The sequence below is a fragment of the Pontibacter sp. LHS2 genome, assembly GCF_058932845.1.
Genome location: NZ_JBZYWG010000001.1, coordinates 1,826,579 through 1,844,387, shown reverse-complemented (window position 1 = coordinate 1,844,387; position 17,809 = coordinate 1,826,579). Strand labels below are relative to the sequence as shown.

Here is a 17,809-nt window from a genome sequence, read left to right as displayed (position 1 = left end):
CGGGTATACCTATTTAAAAAGCTGTTTAATTGAGCAGGTATACAACCTGCCAGTTATCATTAATGGTTATCGTCGCATCGAAGCTGTTGCCAGTCTTGGCGGAGGTAAAACCTTTGATCTTTCCGGTTTTGCCTTTGGTGAGCAAAGTGCCGATTTGTTTTTCGGTGAGCTGCTTGCCACCCATTTCGAAAGGTACCACAAACTGGCAGCCTTCCCGAAAACGGCTGCAGCCGTAGGCGGTTTTGCCTTTGAGCATGCTGCCCTGCTGGCATTTTGGGCAGGTCGCGAAAGGGTCAACCTCTGGAGTTTTCTCTGCTTTCTCCAGTACCACTTGCTTGCTGCTGTCTAGTTTCAGGCTGGCATCGAAGCTATTGCCCTGCTCGTCTTTGAAACCTTTGATCACCGGCGTCTTACCTTTGCTAAGCAAGGCTATGACCTGTTTGTCAGTCAGTGCTTTGCCCTGCTGTTCGATTGGGATCAGAAAGCGGCAGCCTTCTTTGAAACGGATACAGCCGTAGGCTTTGGAGCCTTTCAGTATATGCCCCTCGCCGCAGGCAGGGCAGGCACCAAGGCCTTTGCCGGGTACAGCCTCTGCTAAAGGTATAGTTTTTTTAGTGGCAGCCTTTTCTTTGCCGCCCCTGGCTGATCCTCCTTTGGTTGGCGCTGCCTCCGGCTGCGCTTCCATGGTTACGGTAGCTTTATCGTACTTCACCTCCTGCACCAGACTCACCACAAACTCCTGCAGCTCCTGCAGAAAAGCCTCGGCCTTAAAAGAACCGCCTTCGATCTGACGCAGCTTGCGCTCCCATTGACCAGTCATCTCGGCCGACTTCAGGGTCTGGTTGCGGATTACCCCGATCAGGTCGATGCCCATTTGGGTTGGTATGATCTTCTTTTTGTCTTTGCGGATGTACTGGCGCTTGAACAGCGTTTCGATGATGGCGGCGCGGGTTGAAGGACGGCCAATGCCATTTTCCTTAAGTGCCTCTTTCAATTCTTCATCGTCTATCTGGCGACCAGCTGTTTCCATGGCACGCAAAAGGGTCGCTTCAGTATACTCTTTTGGCGGGTTCGTCCATTTCTTGTCTAACAGTGGCGCATGCGGTCCGTGCTCGCCTTTCTCGAAGTTAGGCAGGATGCCGGCTGTCTCTTCCTCTTCTTTGCCGTCCTTGCCTGTAGGGCTGTCCGATTTTACATCGTCAGCGCCATAGAGCACACGCCAACCCGGCTCCAGAATCTGCTTGCCGCGTACCCGGAAGGTATAGCCCGCCGACTCTGCCATGACTGTCGTGTTACTTACAATACAGTCCGGGTAGAAGGCGGCCAGGAAGCGGCGTGTGATGATGTCATATACATCCGCCTCACGTCCATACAAACTGGCTTGCGCACCGGTAGGTATAATGGCGTGGTGGTCGGTTACTTTGTTGTTGTTAAAGACCTTTTTGCTTTTCCTGATCTTGCTTTGCAGCAATGGCGCTACTTCACTTTGATAGTTGGTTAGTCCCTGCAGGATGCCCGGAATTTTTGGGTAAATATCGTCTGGGAGAAACACGGTGTCCACACGCGGGTAGGAGACTACCTTTTTCTCGTAGAGGCTCTGAATGGTTTTGAGCGTCTCGTCGGCCGACATGCTCAGCTTGTTGTTGCACTCTATCTGCAGCGAGGTCAGGTCAAACAGCTTGGGTGGACTCTCAGTACCTTTCTTGGTTTCGATGTCGGTGATGGTAAGCTCATCCTTTTGAATGGCCTCCAGTATCTGTTGACCTTCTTCCTCTTTGTGGAAGCGGCCGTTGGTACTCGAAAAAGTGGTGTCGCGGTAGACAGTCTTGAGTTCCCAATAAGCCTGCGGCACAAAGTTGGCGATCTCGTGGTGGCGGTTGACGATCATGGCGAGGGTAGGGGTCTGCACCCTGCCAATGGAAAGCGTCTGCCGACCCTGTGCATACTTGAGCGTGAATAGTCGGGTAGCGTTCAGGCCCAGAAGCCAGTCACCGATGGCGCGGCTCTTGCCGGCCTGGTAGAGCGAGTCGAACTCGGAGCCTTCACGGAGTCGGGCAAAGCCCTGGCGAATGGCATCCTCGGTAAGCGAGGAGATCCAAAGGCGCTTGAAGGGCTTGCGGTAGTTAGCTTCAGTAAGCACCCATCGCTGTATCACTTCCCCTTCTTGTCCGGCGTCACCGCAGTTGATCACCTCCTCGGCGTTATCGAGCAGCTTTTTGATGATGTTGAACTGCTGCACCACCCCTTTGTCCTGCATCAGCTTGATGCCATACCGCTCGGGCAACATGGGCAGGTCGTAGAGGCTCCAGCGCTTCCACTCGGGGCGGTAGTCGTCAGGCTCACGCAGCGTGCAGAAGTGGCCGAAAGTCCAGGTGACCTGGTAGCCGTTGCCTTCGTAATAGCCGTCCTTTCTGGTTTTCGCACCAATCACGTTGGCTATCTCACGGGCGACACTCGGTTTCTCAGCAATGCAAACTTTCAAGGTATAGGGTAAATTTTAGGGTGACTCTAACATTCAAATTTACGCTTTTAAGGTATAAATCCCTAAACTTGCTTTGCCGTAAGCAAGGGCAGATTCACTTAAAAGAAAAAGTATGCAGCCACTCGGGAAATACATCGTGCTGATAGGTATAGCGATAGTCGTGATCGGCCTGGTGGTCTGGCTGGCCGGAGACAAACTGGGCTGGTTTGGACACCTGCCAGGTGATATTCGGGTGGAGCGGGAAAACTTCCGGTTCTATATGCCCATTACAAGTATGATCCTGCTAAGTATTGTGCTTTCTGTGTTGCTTTGGGTATTCAGGAGGTTCTTTTGATGAAAGGCTATTTGGCAAGGAATAGTTTGGCGAAGTCTAAGTCAGGCTACAAAAGCACACGGCTATACCTTAGCTGTTAGTAAAGGCTTTATACGGCCTCATTACTTTTGATGGAATAGGTATAAGAGGCCTAGTCCCTCATGCTTCTTTCACTGCAAACTCAGATCACTACTGAGATTCTTAGCCTTTCAGGGATGCGTTGCCTTTTATACCTTTGCGGCACCTTCTATACCTGACAAGCTTTATGTTCTTTATCCTCTCCAAGCTGCTGCAGTATTTACTGATGCCGATCATCTGGATTGCTTTACTGCTGCTGCTGGCAATTTTCCTGCGATCAGCTAAATGGCGGCGATACTCGTTGGTGTCGGCTACGGTACTCCTGTTGGTCTTCTCAAACCCTTTTTTGGCAAACGTAACGATGCGAGCCTGGGAATATGAAAGTATTCCGATGGAGCAGGTGGAGCATTACGACGTAGCCATTATTCTGACGGGCGTGACCCAGGCGCGTGGTTTTGCCGATGACCGGGTGCACACCAATAAGGGTACAGACCGGTTCCTGCATCCACTGAAGCTCTACCGCATGGGCAAAGTAGATAAGTTTCTAATCACGGGAGGTATAGGCACCGTAGCCATGGACCGTCGGCCCGAAGCCGAAATGCTACAGGAAATTCTGCTGCTGGCAGGTGTGCCCGCAGAGGACATCATCATCGAAACCCGAAGCGACAACACCTACCAGAATGCCATCTTCACAGGCGATGTGCTACAGAAGCATCCGGAGATGGAGCGCCGTCTGCTTGTGACATCCGCCTTCCATATGCGCCGTTCCAAAGCCTGTTTCGACAAAGCAGGTATAGCCACCGATGTTTTCCCAACCGATTTCTACACCACCGAGCTCCGCTATACCCCAGACGAGCTGCTCATACCTAACCCTGACGCCTTCCGGCTCTGGCATCGCATCATCCACGAAGTAACGGGCTTTGTGATTTATAAAGTGGTGGGGTATGCTTGATTTACCCCACCCAAATACTCTTCTGGTTAGTGAATTCGCGGATACCGATATAGGAGAGTTCGCGGCCGTAGCCTGACTTTTTGATGCCTCCGAAGGGCATTTCGGGGGTTGAGGCGACCATGGCGTTGACGAACATGGCACCGGTCTCTACCTGACGGGCGACACGCAAACCTCGTTCCTGATCACCTGTGAACACAGTGCCGGCCAGTCCATACCTGTGATCATTGGCTATCCGAATAGCTTCTGCTTCGTCTTTTACCACAAATACGATCGCCACCGGGCCAAACAACTCATCTTCATAGGCAGGAGAGTCGGGGGTTGGATCCTGGATGATCATCGGTTTAAAATAGGCTGAGTCTTTGTTTTCGTGGCCACCCTGCAAGATGACTTTAGCGCCTTTTTTAATGGATTCCTGTACCTGTTCCTCCAGTTCTTCGGCCAGGTCTTTTCGGGCTAGCGGACCATAATCGCAGTCTTCAGTGAGCGGATCGCCGGTACGGAGGGCCTGCATTTTCGCTTTCATCTTCTCCAAAAAGTCATCCGCTATACCTTCCACCACAATGAAACGCTTGGCAGCAATGCAACTCTGGCCCGTGTTGACCATGCGTGATTTGACGGCGGTAGTGGCCGCCGCTTCGAGGTCGGCATCTTCGAGGATGATGAACGGATCGCTGCCGCCCAGTTCCAGCACGGTTTTCTTGATCTCGCTACCTGCCTTCTCGGCTACTTTAGAACCAGCGCCTTCGCTGCCAGTCAGGGTGACAGCCTTTACGATCGGATTCTCGATGATGGCATCTACTTCTTTGGAGCCAACCAGCAGGGTATGAAAGATGTCTTTCGGGAATCCGGCCTTACGGATAATCTCCTCAATGGCGAGCGCACTCTGCGGCACGTTGGAGGCATGCTTGAGCACGCCTGCATTGCCGGCCATCAGGGCTGGGGCCAGGAAACGGAATACCTGCCAGAAAGGGAAATTCCAGGGCATAACAGCCAGCACTACCCCGAGCGGCTGGTAGGCGATCAGGCTGCGGCTGGCGCCGGACTCCACTTCTTCGTCTTTCAGGAAATCAGCGGCATGCTCGGCATAGTAGCGGCATACCTTGGCGCACTTGTTCACTTCGGCTATGGCATCCTTGAGGGGTTTGCCCATTTCCAGTGTAATGATGCGTCCGTACTTTTCTGCATCTTCCTCCAAGATCTCAGCGCAACGGTTCATCAGGCGGGCTCTTTCCCCAAAACTGGTGTTCTTCCATTGTTGGAAGGCGGCATCAGCTGATCTTAGTTTCTGCTCTACTTCTTCGGAGGTATGAGGCTCAAATGTTTTGATGACTTCGTTTGTTGCAGGGTTTATTGTTTGTATGGCCATTTGTTCAGGTCTATTGTTGAATTGCTGTAAATATACGGAAGCACGACTATTTACGCTGCTGGACGCAAGTCACTGATTGAAATAAGGTTAAATATTGTGTTGTTAAAGTTCTATTTGCGGGATTATGCAGCTATTGTTACTTCTTTCGCAAATATTCTCTTTTTTATATATGGTTTCTTTATAAATTGCCTTCCAATAGAGTCTCACAAAGAATTTATCCTTTCGTGGATGCCCTTTATTTAAAATTTTCCTTCTTGAATACGCCACAACACGATACCGTCATCTTACTGTTTGCTCAGACCTCTGAGCAGCAGATCCGCTATAAAACGTTCACGGAGGAGCATGGCCCCGAACTGAACCAACAGGCGGCTGACCTGCTGTTGCAGCATACCTTGTTTGTTTCCAAAGGCTCCGGCATTCCGCTCGTGGTCATTTATCCGGAGCGGCAGGAGGGGAGTAATTTTGGAGAGCGCCTTGCGAATGCCTTTCAGGAAGTTTACTCCATGGGCTACCAGCGCGTGATTTGCATAGGTGCTGATTGCGTAGAACTTACCTCCACCGACCTCTTGCTGGCACAGGAGGCTCTTAGCACAGGACGCATGGTGGTGGGTCCGGGTACGAAAGGCGGCGCTTACCTGGTAGGCCTTCACATCGACTGCTTCGACCCCGAGGCACTGGCCATGCTCAACTGGCAATCCGATGAACTGCTGAACGAACTGGTGCTTTACGGCTACCGCATGCAGGCCAGCATGGGCAATCTGACCGTGCTCGACGAAAAGACCGAAGCAGGAAGCGGTGCAGACCTATCCCGCCAACTGAACATCCTTCCCGTATACCATCATCTACACAGACAACTCAGCGCAATTCTGAGCTAACAAAACAGGAGTCTGGGTTTCTTGTTACCTTTAAGGTAAATAAGACTTTATTTTTATATGGAGAATACGTATTACAATCCGGCGGACCTGAAGAAATTCGGGAACATCAGCGAGTTGCAGCCTGAGATGGGCCGTAAGTTTTTTGATTACTACGGCGAGGTTTTCAAAGAAGGCGCCCTGACAGAACGCGAAAAAGCCCTGATCGCCCTGGCCGTGTCACATGCCGTGCAGTGCCCTTACTGCATCGATGCCTATACCTCTGACTGCCTCGAAAAAGGTGCCGACGAGAACCAGATGATGGAAGCCGTGCACGTGGCCGCTGCCATTAAAGGAGGCGCTGCGCTGGTACACGGCGTACAGATGATGAATAAGATCAAGGACCTAACCATGTAGCCCATGCCTATACCTGTTAAATCGCTGAAGGCGCAGCAGCACCAGTTTGCCAACCCGGCTTTTCAACTGGAGGTGCTGCAGCATGCGAGAACGGAGGAAGGTGATTTCCCGCTCTTCGGATCCAAGCTGCAGGAACACGGGCTGTACCCTTTGCGACCTACCAGTACGAGTATCCTTCAGGTGAATGTGGGCAAGATGTGCAACCAAACCTGCCGCCACTGCCACGTAGACGCCGGTCCGGACCGCAAAGAAATCATGACCCGGGCTACGATGCAGCTCTGCCTCGATGCTCTGGCCAAGTCCCCGCAACTCACCACTGTGGACCTGACAGGCGGTGCGCCGGAGATGAACCCGGATTTCCGCTGGTTTGTGGAGCAACTGTCAGCGATGGGGCGGCAAGTGATCGTGCGCTGTAACCTCACCATCCTCTTGGCCAATCCCAAATACCGCGACCTGCCAGAGTTTTTTAAACAGCATCAGGTACAGGTAGTGTCTTCACTCCCTTACTTTTCAGCTTCACGCACCGATGCCCAGCGTGGCGATTGCGTGTTTGAGAAATCCATCAAGGCGCTTCAGATGCTCAATCAGGTCGGTTACGGTCAGGAGGGAAGCGGCCTGGAGTTGAATCTCGTCTACAATCCATCGGGAGCTTTCCTGCCGTCGAGTCAAAAGTCGCTGGAAGCGGAGTTTAAGCGACGACTGCTGAGCGCTTACGGCATTGTGTTCGATCATTTGTTTTGTATCACCAACCTACCGGTCAGCCGTTACCTTGACTACCTGGTGGAAAGCGGAAACTATAGCAGCTACATGGAGAAGCTGGTGACAGCCTTCAACCCTGTGGCGGCGGCCAATGTGATGTGTCGAACTACCATCTCGGTGGGTTGGGACGGTGCCCTGTACGATTGCGACTTCAACCAGATGCTGGAGCTGAAGGTACAGCCCGGCACGCCCCAGCACATCCGCAATTTCGACCTGGCGCAGCTCGACGGGCGTCAGATCATGCTGAACCAGCACTGCTATGGTTGCACGGCCGGTGCCGGTTCCAGCTGCGGTGGCTCTACGACCTGATCTGCCTATGCGCTATACCTGGCATCATCGGCTATACCTGGTACTCACGCTCTGCCTGTTACTCCCGGCTTGCAATCAGCCCGCTGATGCCGCATACCAGCTGATGCTCCGGCAGCTGTACAGTCACAGCGTCGATACGATTTCAGTTACACAAGTGCAGCAGCAGCTGAGGCAAGGGACAGCGCCACTGCTACTTGATACCCGCAGCAAAGGCGAATACCAGGTAAGTCACCTGCCCGGGGCGAGGTATGTGGGCTACGTAGACTTTGACCTTTCTGACCTGAAAGACGTACCCTCACATACGCCCCTTGTGGTCTACTGCGCTGTCGGTTATCGTAGCGAAAAGATAGGAGAACAACTACAGGCGGCAGGGTATACCCAGGTGCGAAATCTGCATGGAGGCCTGTTTGAGTGGGTAAACCAAGGGATGCCCGTCTATGTTGGGCATGAACAGACAACAAAAGTGCATGCCTATACCCGCACTTGGGGTGTTTGGCTGCGAAAAGGAACGAAAGTTTATGACTGAGAAAAACCTGTTGATGCTCTTTGTCCGCAACCCGGAACTAGGCAAGGTGAAAACACGCCTGGCAGCCAGTGTGGGGCCTGAAATGGCACTCGATATTTACCTGCACCTGCTCCGCCATACCCGCGACATCACTCAAAATCTGTCCATGGACAAAGCAGTGTACTACTCCGAAAAAGTAGAACAGGACGATCTTTGGCCTGCGCAGCATTACCAAAAAAAGGTACAGCACCCTGAAGGCGATCTGGGCGAGAAGATGAAAATGGCTTTTGAAGTGGCTTTTGCCGAAGGCTATACCTCCGTTGTGATCATCGGAAGCGACTGTGCGCAACTAACCTCTGAGATCATCAACCAGGCTTTTGAAGTACTGCAGTCGCACGAAGTGGTGATCGGTCCGGCACTGGACGGTGGCTACTACCTGCTGGGCATGAAGCACCTGCATCCCGAGTTTTTCAGAAACAAGCGTTGGAGCACAGAGCACGTATTCTCTGACACCCTCCACGACATTAAGCGCCTGCACCTGAGTCATGCGCTGTTGCCTTACCTCTCCGATGTGGACAGGATGGAAGACCTGCAGGAAAACTGGCCGGAACTGGGCTAGCCCTTATTGCCCGAGCTGTGCTTCTTCTAACTTGTCATACCCATAGATATCCTCCCGAAACTGCAGTATTGAAAACTCATCGACCCATACCGACAGGTATACAATGATGAGGGGCACCGGCTTTTTAAGTCGGATGAACTGCTCGTCTTTCTCTGATGCCAGTACTTTTTCGATGCGCTGGTTCGAAAGACCGCTTCGCTCCTGCAACAGGTATAGCGCCAGGTCTTCGGGGTTTTGCAACCGGATGCAGCCATGGCTGAAGGCCCGCCGCTCCAGTTCGAAAAGGTGCCTGTCTTTGGTATCGTGCAGGTACTGGCTCACGCGGGTATCGAACAGAAACTTCATCTGTCCCAGTTCATTATGCGGCCCTGTTACCTGCACAATGCGGTAATCAAAACCGGCGGCTGACACCGTGCTCCAATCCACATCCCAGGGGCTTATTTTCTGCCACCCACCCAACGCCTTAGGCCGGAAAAGCTCCATGTCCCGGCTGGCCAGATAGCCGGGGTTGCGTTTGAGCAGGGGTAAGATTTCTTTGGAAGCAATGGAGTTAGGGATGTACCAGTAGGGGTTGAAAACAATAGTATGCAGCAGTGTGTGATTCACAATAGTCGGTAAAGTGGGTTTGCCTACAATCGTGCGCATCTGCAGCAAGACACTGTCTTGGTCGATCAACCGCAAGGTATAATCCGGGACGTTGATGATGATGTAGGGCTGAGGCAGGTCGCGGCTAAAGGCTTCCCAGCGGTACAGGCTATTCTGCAATTGCCGCAATCGCTGGAGAGGTGGCACGTTCAACGCAGCCACTGTGCGCGGACCTACGATGCTGTCTGCCTTCAGTGCGTGCCTCGCCTGAAATCGCACGACGGCTGCTGCCAACTGGCGGGTATAGAAAGCAGTGTTTTCGGTCGTGTCCGGGCTGGTGAGATCTCCGGTCAGGAGCAGGTTGGCGCGCAAGGCAGGGGCATGGCGGCTGGAGTCGCCTGGGCGGAGTAGTAAGTTGCTGGGGAAGGTATGCCAAATGCGGTTGCTCAGGTCCTGATAATGCGCAATGGCCTGGCGGAGTTGCTGCTTCTGGTCTGGGACGAGGAGCCATACCTCCGTAGAATCGCTGGCCATACCCGGCAGCGAGTACAGAAACAGCGAAACAAGAAGTAGCAGGCGTGCCATGTGCGTGAGCTAAGCGATCGTAATTAAATGTACGAAATCGGCTAAAAGATGACGTATCCTTCTCTGTTTTAACAGCTTACTACTGAGATTTGTTTGCTCGTGAGAAAGGTATAAATTGGCTTGTCAGGTATGGCTATAAACAAAGCCACCAGCCAAACAGTATAAACCCCCAATGCATCGCTAAAAGCAAGACGAACCAGCCCATGGCAACAACAATAGACAAAAGCACACTGGCCTTTCTGGCCGATCTGACACAGAACAACAACCGTGAATGGTTTCAGGAAAACAAGCCGCGCTATGAGACCGCCCGCAAAAACTACATGACTTTCTTGGATGAGATGCTCGAAGAGATGGCCCATTTCGAGCCGGCAGCGATCGGGCAGAAAGGCAAGGACCTGGTGTTTCGTATTTACCGCGATGTACGCTTCTCCAATGACAAACGTCCTTACAAAGATCACTTTGGAGCTTACGTTGCCGAAGGGGGCCGCAAGTCCATTTTGCCGGGCTACTACCTGCACCTGGCCGCTAATAATAATTCTTTTCTGGCTGGCGGTTTATGGATGCCACCCGCTGATTATCTCAAAGCTGTGCGGCAGGAGATCGACTACAACATGGACGAACTGGAGCGCATTATCCAGGCTCCTGACTTTAAGGAGCGGTTTGGCAGCATACAAGGCGAGCAGCTCAAGACTACACCAAAAGGCTACGACAAAGACAATCCCGCTATTGAGTATCTCCGCTTCAAAAGCTGGAACGCTACCATGCCGTTACCAGACAAAGTGGTGCTCAGCAAAGACTTTCTAAACACGGTGTTGGAAGGATTTAAAGCCATAAAACCGTTCAATGAATTCCTGACAGCACCACTACGGGATATTGGGGAGGAGTAAAATTGAGCTCGCCAAAGCCTGAAGATGTTAACTTCGGCGGCAAATCATTTTTGTTTGAAAAGCTGAAAAGTATAGTCAAGTAACTCGGGGCCACCCACTTTGCCGTGCCCCGGTATTACAAACTTGACACGAGGATACGATGCTTTTAACTTCGCTACTGTGATTGGCCAGGCGGCTGTGTCGGCATCGGCCAGGTTGCCTTTGCCAGCACCCATCTCCTTGATCAGGCAGCCACCAAACATCGTCTCCGCCTTTGGGAAGTAGCCAATCACATTGTCGTGCGTGTGTCCTTTGCCAGGGTATAGGATCGTTACTTTTTCAGCTCCAACCTTCAGCTCCAGCATTTCTTCAAACCCGCGATCTGGTACCGCTGACTGGTTTGCTTCGGCCAGGGCAATCGTTCGATGGCTGGCGTAGCTTGGAATACCTCGTTGCTGAAAAGCCTTCAGTCCTCCCAGGCAATCGTCGTGAAAGTGTGTGGCGACAACTGCTTTGACCCGGCATCCCAAACTTTTCTCTACCCAATCGATCAACTCCATTGCTGTTTGGTCTGTGGTCGGCGTATCGAAGATGATCGCTTCCTGCTGATCAATGATCACCATGCCATTGCAGGGAACCTTGCCAAAACTTTGAGTTTCCAGAAAAGACATATGCTGGTATACCTGATCTGTTATTGGGTATATCTGTAATGTTTCGGAGGAATAGCTCTGGCTGGTGCTGGCGGCTATACCTAAGTTAATCCTTTCCGCAGCAGCCTTCCCGTCAGTTAATTTAGAAGATTGGCAGGAGAGTAGCATCGTGAGCAGGAGCAGGTGGTAAAGTTTCATGTACAAATAAGTATGGGCATTGTATTTATAACTCCAGTCATAGGTTAATATTTCAGCAGGAGCAGGGACAGCTAATTTAACAGATTAATCAATGTTAGCTTAGGTATAGCACCTGTTAAATGCAGTTGATGAGAATGAATCCGCTGTTTCTTCGCTGGGTCTAAGCCGGGCATCTTGCTCCAGAAAACTGTGACGGCAGAGGCGGCAATCATGTAGTAGAACTTGAAGGCTGATTCCGTGCCTACCACGGGCAGACCATAGTTCAGGAAAGCATGAAATACGGTCAGAAAAAGAAGGTTTCTCCATGACGGTGGATGGTATCAGGCTTAAAAATCACTTCGTTTGCACAACACTCTGCCGGGGCAGGTTGGCGTGTTTCTTCTGCTGGCGGTACAGGTATAGCTCGGCCAGTAGCCAAAGTCCAACCAAGGTATACTCCAGCGCCACAAGCCACAGATTTTCTGTATAAGCACTGGTACGGTAAGCGGAGTAGCTGAAAATAGCCAGACAGCTCCAGACAGTGGCGTAGCGGAAGTGACTCAGGGTAGTGAGCGCTACAAGCGTCGTGATGTACCAGGGGTGCACCGTGGTGGCCAGCAGCAGGTATACCGTGAGGGCCGCCGCCATATAGCCGGCCAATCGGCGCACCGAACCCAGCTTCTTCACCGCCGCCATCGACAAAATCACAACGAATGTTGCCAGCGAAAGCAGGGGGCCGATCACAGCAATCTGGTTGTAGCCTGTCAGTCGGTAACCCACCCAGCGGAGCAGGTAGTAGACACTGGCGTTGAACTCAAACCGCTGGAAATACAGATCGATGCTTTGCCAGATATTGTGCAGCACCTCCAGCGAAAGCAGCGGTAAAAAGATTAGAAAAAGGACCGCTGCCATTACCATTCCGAATCCGATAAAACGCTTCAGGCCCAGCTTGCGCCATACAAAAGGTAGAAACATAAGGGGCAGTAGCTTACTTCCAATAGCCAGCGCAAAAGGCACCGCCGCAATGTGGTAGCGCTGGTAATGCAGCTGGTACAGGGTGAGTAGCAGGAAAAAAATAAGCAGTGCCTCCATGTGCAGGTTGCCCGTCAACTCAAGTATCACAAGCGGGTTGAGCGCGTAGATGTGCACATAGCGGTCGGGGAGGGCCATACGGCGCAGGAGGCGGAGCAAAAGCAGGATAGAGCCCGCTTCGGCAACCAGAATAATCAGCCGCATCACCAACATGCTGCCCGTTAGGCTTTCGGGGGAAAGGGCAGCTGCCAGCCAGAATACCCCCTGTAAAACCGGTGGGTATACCGAGAAGTAATGCTGGGAATTCAAATGCAAAAACAGTTCGGCTGTTAGGCCAGGTATAGCAGCGGCTTCTTCGCCCACAAACTGTGCCGGTAGGTATAGGTAAGGGTTTTCACCAGCCAGGAGCAGGCGCCCATCCCACACAAAGCGGAAGTAATCGTCAGACAGGGCAGGTACAGCAAACAAGAACAGCAGCCTGAAAAACAACCCCGCCCCGATGCCATGCCATACATTTAGCTTCTGGTTGGTGACATAGGCGTAGATGCCGAAAGCCAGCAACGTGAGCAGCAGCAGTTGTGCGAAATTCTCGCGGGGCGTCGCATAGCCGAGCGCCAGGTATACCAGGGCCGATATTCCCAGTAAGGTATAGGTCACTATGTGCTTTCGGTCGAGGGTCATGCGCGGCGGCTATGATAGAGCGAGTATACGAAAACAGAACCAAAACCGAGCATCAGCATCACATGGAAAGGCAGCAGACCGTAATCCTGCAGTTCAAAAGCCACCAAAATGCCATAGCCAAAATAACATGCGAGCAGCCCCTCCAGTACGGTGACCGGATGAATGCTCGTGATGGCGTAAGCGTGCTGGCGCCAGGAGTCGTGGCGGTGTTGCAAGTTGTGCTTAGGCGTGCGGATGAAAGGTGTTTTACGGCCCAGGTATCCCTCCAGTACCGCAACCGTGTTGTGCAGCGACATCCCCATCGACATCGATAGAAACAGGAAAAAATCAGGTATAAAGCGCTTGGTGGTACGCCATGCCGAGGCAGTCTGCTGATAGCGGGAAGTCCAGTAAAAAGCCAGCAAAGCCAGCAAACTGATGATCAGCAACGAACCCATCGCAAAAAGCAATTCTAGTCCCGGTACACTGTGTTTCAGGTATAGCATCGGGATACTGAGCAATGCCGTGAGCAAAACGCACACAAAAATGCCGCTGTTGAGCAAGTGAAAAACAGCGTGTAGTCGGGTAGGGAGGGACATAGGCGTACGCAGTACATTGCCCAGGTGCTTGCGGGCGGTCTCGGCGGCGCCTTTGGTCCAACGGTACTGCTGCGATTTGAGTGCACCCATAGCGGCTGGTAGTTCGGCGGGCGCTTTGACATCCTGCAGGTAGCGGAAATGCCAGCCCCGTAACTGGGCACGGTAGCTCAGGTCCAGGTCTTCGGTCAGGGTATCAGACTGCCAACCGCCGGCGTCTATGATGCAGCTTTTGCGCCATACCCCCGCCGTACCGTTGAAGTTTATAAAATGTTTGCCGCTGTTGCGACCCACCTGCTCTATTGTAAAATGGGCATCGAGCCCAAAGGCCTGCAGCCGGGTCAGGAGTGAGTAGTCTTGGTTCAGGTGACCCCAACGGGTTTGCACCACACCCACTTGCTCATGTGTGAAAGCAGGTATAGTGCGCCTCAGAAAGTCAGGTTCAGGAACAAAATCGGCATCGAATATGGCGATAAACTGCCCTATGGCCTGCTGCAAACCATACTGCAGGGCTCCGGCTTTGTAGCCACTGCGGTCAGGACGACGCACGTGCTCCAGCTGTAAGCCAGTACTGGCATAGGTTGCGATCTTATGCTGGATCAGTTCGCTTGTATCGTCAGTCGAGTCGTCGAGTAGTTGGATCTGCAGCAGATGACGAGGGTAGTCTAGTGCGGCCACGGCGTCGATCAGTCGCTCCACCACATAGCGCTCGTTGTAGAGTGGGAGCTGCACTGTCACGGCAGGCCAGGTATAGCTTTCGTCAGGTATAGCCTCCGCTACCGTTTTGCGACGGGTCCAGTAAAGGTAGGTCAGGTGCAATTGCACCAGGCTGTAGCAAAAGATGAAGGCCAGACAAAGACCATACACGGCAACAAGAAGAAGCTGAGGAATTGTCATGCGGCTGCTCTGGTTTAGGCTACAGGAGCTTAAATATAGTTAATATAATCTTATACCCTGCCAGCACCGAGCCCTTGAGCGTGCCCGATACTTTAGACACGCCAATGCGCTTGCGGTAGTTCACGGGCACTTCCGCATACCTGATCTTTTGTTTGGCCGCTCTTGCCTGCATCTCCACCGTCCAGCCGTAGTTGCGGTCGCGCATACCCAGCTGCTGCAGGGTGCTGAAGCGAATGGCCCGAAAAGGTCCCAGATCGGTATACCGGACGCCATAGAGCCAGCGCAGCAGGGTAGTGGCCAGCCAGTTGCCAAAGATTTGCTGGGGCATCAGGGCACCTGCTTCCCGCTGCCCCAGTACCCTTGAGCCGATCACCAGGTCCGCTTTCCCATCCAGAATAGGTTGTATGACCTGCGGCAGCTCACCGGGATAGTCAGAGTAGTCGCCGTCCAGAAATACGATGATGTCGGGTTGCTCCGCTGCAGGCCTGGATGCGGCGTAAGCTATACCTTTGAGACAGGCATTACCATACCCAGGCCGGGGCTCGTGCAGCACGGTGGCGCCGGCTGCACGGGCAACTTCAGCGGTATTATCTGATGAGTTGTTGTTCACCACGATCACTTCCTGTACTAAATCGGCAGGTATGTCATTGATAACGTGTGCGATGGATTTTTCTTCATTGTAAGCGGGTATGATAACGGTGATTTGGGGCATGCTGCAATTTGTGCAAAAAAAATATGCTAAGCTATTGAGGGTCAGGTATGGCTTTTGTAGTAAGAAGTGTGTTAACTTTGCAAATTGAACCTTTCGGTGGACGAAAGGTTTTTAGAGAGTAGCTTTTTAAATTATGAGTAGAGAAGTAGTTAAGATTGGAGATAAAGCCCCTGATTTTGAATTGCAGCGATTGGATGGAGGGTTTTTCCGACTTTACGAGTTGTTGAAGAAGAAAAACGTAGTACTGTATTTCTACCCGAAGGACAGTTCGTCTGATTGTACCAAGCAAGCCTGTGAGTTCAGGGATCACTACGATACCTTTCAGGACCTGGAAACGGAGATCGTTTGCATCAGCTACGACAAGGCCGACGCCCATAAGCGTTTTGAGCGGGTATACCGTCTGCCTTTCACCTTGCTGAGCGATTGCGATGCGCAGATCCGAAACCTGTATGGGGTGCCGCGCAAGTTTGGCATCATGCCAGGCCGCTCCATTTACGTGATCGACAGAAAAGGAGAAGTGCAGTATGTATTCAATTCACTTTCTAAGCCAGCCGAGCACGTGCAGCAGGTATTGGACGTGTTGTACGACATTAACCATGATAGCGTAAGCCAGTACGCTTAGATAATTTGTATCATTTGATAAATGCAAAAGGCCCGGTGTGAACAACGCCGGGCCTTTTGTGTATTTGGTTTTTCAGACTAGAAAATCAATTCCAGCTTTTTGTCATTGTAGAACTCTACGCTCAGGAAACCACGCTGCTTGTTAAACAATATGCGCTTTACATTAGTCACCTTGCTGGCATCGTTGTTTAGTATTTCATACACATCGCTATACAGTACATCGTTTACTTCAACAGAAGGATAGGTTGGTTGAGCCAGGTTCAATTTATACTCGCCTCGTTCATTCACAGCTACTGATACTTCCAGGCTGTTTTCGCGCTTCAGGAAGTAAGTGGCAATGCCCGGACTAGCATTCTTATTTGTGCTGCTTCTGGCGATATCTTCCATTACACTGAAAGCCTGCACATCAAAATGCTCGATGCATTCATCAGAGATGTTAAAACCTTCGCCAGGCACTTGCTCCGCTCTGAGCGCAGTATTGGCATACGTCACGGTATCACCGACCTCGTTCAAAAAGTGGATTGTGTCAGTACGATCATAAACCAGCCACTCCACGTCCTTTTCGTCAAATTGAGTCGTGGTGGTATCGCAATCTTTGCAAGAGGTAAAGAGCAGGGTTGTCAGAATAAATACGCCGACAAGTTTAATACTGTGTGTCATTAGGGTGTAATTTGATTGTAATGGTAAATTGTTCCTTTGTATCAGGTATAGCTATACCTAATGAGAAGAGCCATTTTGGAGGCAGAGCGTTGCAAGTTAGTGCAAAAATAAATGTTGTAACTGTTTCCCTGAACCTTAGGATTAATCAACAGTGCGCGTTAGCGTGCGTCCATCAGCATAAGCAACCTGTAGAAAGCCAAACTCACGGTTGAAAAGAATGCGGCTCACATCAGTTGGGCCGCTGTCAGGGTTTGCTAGATCGTACACATTCCGGTAAGTGATGCCACCAACCGGATAAGTCGCATGATTCGGGGTGTTGATATCCGGGATGCGAAGTTCAGCCCTTCCAGCTACCACCAAACTTACAGTGATAGAGTCGGGCATCCGAACTGCTACCACCGTTAATGCCGGGAAGCGCCGGTTCGCATGCTGCATGACACTGGTGCGCCGGGTATAATATTGCTCGATGCAGACATCAGCCGGGCCAAATCCTTCGCCAGGTATAGGATCGGAGTTAATACGGGTATTTACAAACACGCGAGTGGTATCTGGTGTTCTGCTGTCGATCATGAGCAGGGTATCCCTTGCGTTATACACGGTCCAGGTATTGTCGCCATTTTCAAACTGAGCTACTTTTGTTTCACAGTCGTTGCAGGAACTGAGCCATAAGGAGGCACCAAACAGGGATAGGTATAGGAGGAGGCGAATTGACTTCATTTGTTCATAGACTATACTGCAAATTAACGAACTTAATCCGTTTGATAGTCTAAAAAATAGCAGATTAGTGCTTAGAGGTACGTATAAAACGAAAGCAGCCAGGTATATTACCTGGCTGCTGGTTAACAATCTATCATCAAATCACCTACTCTTGCACTCTTACCCATACTGGCTCTGGTTTTGGAGCCGGTCGGAATACCAGCCAGAGAATCACCCCCAGCAAAGTACCGGTCATAAAAGCCGGGATAACAACCAGCCATCCCATCACACCGCGACTCTCAGCGTCATGGTAAGTCCATACAAGCATGAAAATCACGAGTAAAGAGTAAATGGCAAAGGTCATAAAAAAGAGTATACTAGCTATATCTGGCAAAAACGTTTCCATATTCAAAGATTTAAG

Annotated in this window: 19 protein-coding genes; 9 read left to right on the top strand and 10 right to left on the bottom strand. The window is 51.5% G+C overall.

The genetic code is table 11. The annotated features are described in order from the left end of the window. Positions 1 to 25: 25 nt before the first annotated feature. Positions 26 to 2,482, bottom strand: coding sequence for a type IA DNA topoisomerase (locus AC5FX6_RS08000; protein WP_493596506.1), 2,457 nt, complete (start codon positions 2,480 to 2,482; stop codon positions 26 to 28). Between the two features lie 112 nt (positions 2,483 to 2,594). On the opposite strand from AC5FX6_RS08000, the gene AC5FX6_RS07995 reads away from it, so the two are divergent. Further along, complete coding sequence (locus AC5FX6_RS07995) at positions 2,595 to 2,816, top strand: DUF2905 domain-containing protein (RefSeq protein WP_493596505.1); 222 nt, start codon at positions 2,595 to 2,597, stop codon at positions 2,814 to 2,816. 214 nt (positions 2,817 to 3,030) lie between these two features. After that, a complete protein-coding gene (locus AC5FX6_RS07990) occupies positions 3,031 to 3,825 on the top strand; it encodes a YdcF family protein (protein ID WP_493596504.1) in 795 nt (264 codons plus the stop codon). Between the two features lies 1 nt (position 3,826). Here the strand turns inward: AC5FX6_RS07990 and AC5FX6_RS07985 are convergent, their stop codons facing one another. After that, on the bottom strand, positions 3,827 to 5,191 hold the full coding sequence (locus AC5FX6_RS07985; RefSeq protein WP_493596503.1) for an NAD-dependent succinate-semialdehyde dehydrogenase: 1,365 nt from the start codon (positions 5,189 to 5,191) through the stop codon (positions 3,827 to 3,829). 254 nt (positions 5,192 to 5,445) lie between these two features. On the opposite strand from AC5FX6_RS07985, the gene AC5FX6_RS07980 reads away from it, so the two are divergent. The 5 genes from AC5FX6_RS07980 to AC5FX6_RS07960 are packed head-to-tail and all read left to right on the top strand — an operon-like array spanning position 5,446 to position 8,651. Further along, positions 5,446 to 6,066: a DUF2064 domain-containing protein gene (locus tag AC5FX6_RS07980; protein WP_493596502.1), complete on the top strand. Its 621-nt coding sequence runs from the start codon at positions 5,446 to 5,448 to the stop codon at positions 6,064 to 6,066. A 57-nt stretch (positions 6,067 to 6,123) separates the two neighbouring features. Beyond that, entirely contained in the window at positions 6,124 to 6,459 is a 336-nt protein-coding gene (locus AC5FX6_RS07975) for an arsenosugar biosynthesis-associated peroxidase-like protein (protein WP_188500166.1), read from the top strand. 3 nt (positions 6,460 to 6,462) lie between these two features. Beyond that, positions 6,463 to 7,527, top strand: a complete 1,065-nt coding sequence (gene arsS / locus AC5FX6_RS07970) for an arsenosugar biosynthesis radical SAM (seleno)protein ArsS (protein WP_493596501.1) — start codon at positions 6,463 to 6,465, stop codon at positions 7,525 to 7,527. After that, entirely contained in the window at positions 7,478 to 8,053 is a 576-nt protein-coding gene (locus tag AC5FX6_RS07965; protein ID WP_493596500.1) for a rhodanese-like domain-containing protein, read from the top strand. Before arsS ends, AC5FX6_RS07965 begins: the two co-directional genes overlap by 50 nt. After that, entirely contained in the window at positions 8,046 to 8,651 is a 606-nt protein-coding gene (locus AC5FX6_RS07960; protein ID WP_493596499.1) for a TIGR04282 family arsenosugar biosynthesis glycosyltransferase, read from the top strand. Before AC5FX6_RS07965 ends, AC5FX6_RS07960 begins: the two co-directional genes overlap by 8 nt. A 3-nt stretch (positions 8,652 to 8,654) precedes the next feature. Here the strand turns inward: AC5FX6_RS07960 and AC5FX6_RS07955 are convergent, their stop codons facing one another. Beyond that, positions 8,655 to 9,821 (bottom strand): L,D-transpeptidase family protein, encoded by a 1,167-nt coding sequence (locus AC5FX6_RS07955; RefSeq protein ID WP_493596498.1) that lies wholly within the window; start codon positions 9,819 to 9,821, stop codon positions 8,655 to 8,657. A 203-nt stretch (positions 9,822 to 10,024) separates the two neighbouring features. Between AC5FX6_RS07955 and AC5FX6_RS07950 the strand changes: the two genes are divergently transcribed. Further along, entirely contained in the window at positions 10,025 to 10,708 is a 684-nt protein-coding gene (locus tag AC5FX6_RS07950) for a DUF2461 domain-containing protein (RefSeq protein WP_493596497.1), read from the top strand. A gap of 44 nt (positions 10,709 to 10,752) precedes the next feature. Here the strand turns inward: AC5FX6_RS07950 and bla are convergent, their stop codons facing one another. From bla to AC5FX6_RS07930, 4 genes are all read right to left on the bottom strand, one after another. Beyond that, positions 10,753 to 11,535, bottom strand: coding sequence for a subclass B1 metallo-beta-lactamase (gene bla / locus AC5FX6_RS07945; protein WP_493596496.1), 783 nt, complete (start codon positions 11,533 to 11,535; stop codon positions 10,753 to 10,755). 333 nt (positions 11,536 to 11,868) lie between these two features. Further along, positions 11,869 to 13,227, bottom strand: a complete 1,359-nt coding sequence (locus AC5FX6_RS07940) for an MptA/MptB family glycosyltransferase (RefSeq protein WP_493596495.1) — start codon at positions 13,225 to 13,227, stop codon at positions 11,869 to 11,871. Next, positions 13,224 to 14,699 carry a cellulose synthase family protein gene (locus tag AC5FX6_RS07935; protein ID WP_493596494.1) on the bottom strand — a complete coding sequence of 492 codons (1,476 nt, stop codon included), beginning with the start codon at positions 14,697 to 14,699 and terminating at the stop codon, positions 13,224 to 13,226. The genes AC5FX6_RS07940 and AC5FX6_RS07935 overlap by 4 nt, the downstream gene beginning before the upstream one ends. 19 nt (positions 14,700 to 14,718) lie before the next feature. After that, positions 14,719 to 15,411 (bottom strand): glycosyltransferase family 2 protein, encoded by a 693-nt coding sequence (locus tag AC5FX6_RS07930; RefSeq protein WP_493596493.1) that lies wholly within the window; start codon positions 15,409 to 15,411, stop codon positions 14,719 to 14,721. Positions 15,412 to 15,544: 133 nt separating this feature from the next. Here AC5FX6_RS07930 and AC5FX6_RS07925 point away from each other — a divergent pair, with 133 nt between their 5' ends. Then, entirely contained in the window at positions 15,545 to 16,033 is a 489-nt protein-coding gene (locus AC5FX6_RS07925; protein ID WP_493596492.1) for a peroxiredoxin, read from the top strand. 77 nt (positions 16,034 to 16,110) lie between these two features. On the opposite strand, the gene AC5FX6_RS07920 is transcribed toward AC5FX6_RS07925, so the two are convergent. From AC5FX6_RS07920 to AC5FX6_RS07910, 3 genes are all read right to left on the bottom strand, one after another. Then, positions 16,111 to 16,692, bottom strand: a complete 582-nt coding sequence (locus tag AC5FX6_RS07920) for a hypothetical protein (RefSeq protein WP_493596491.1) — start codon at positions 16,690 to 16,692, stop codon at positions 16,111 to 16,113. Between the two features lie 141 nt (positions 16,693 to 16,833). Beyond that, positions 16,834 to 17,409 carry a hypothetical protein gene (locus AC5FX6_RS07915; RefSeq protein ID WP_493596490.1) on the bottom strand — a complete coding sequence of 192 codons (576 nt, stop codon included), beginning with the start codon at positions 17,407 to 17,409 and terminating at the stop codon, positions 16,834 to 16,836. A gap of 145 nt (positions 17,410 to 17,554) precedes the next feature. Beyond that, positions 17,555 to 17,794, bottom strand: a complete 240-nt coding sequence (locus AC5FX6_RS07910) for a hypothetical protein (protein ID WP_493596489.1) — start codon at positions 17,792 to 17,794, stop codon at positions 17,555 to 17,557. Between the last annotated feature and the right edge of the window lie 15 nt (positions 17,795 to 17,809).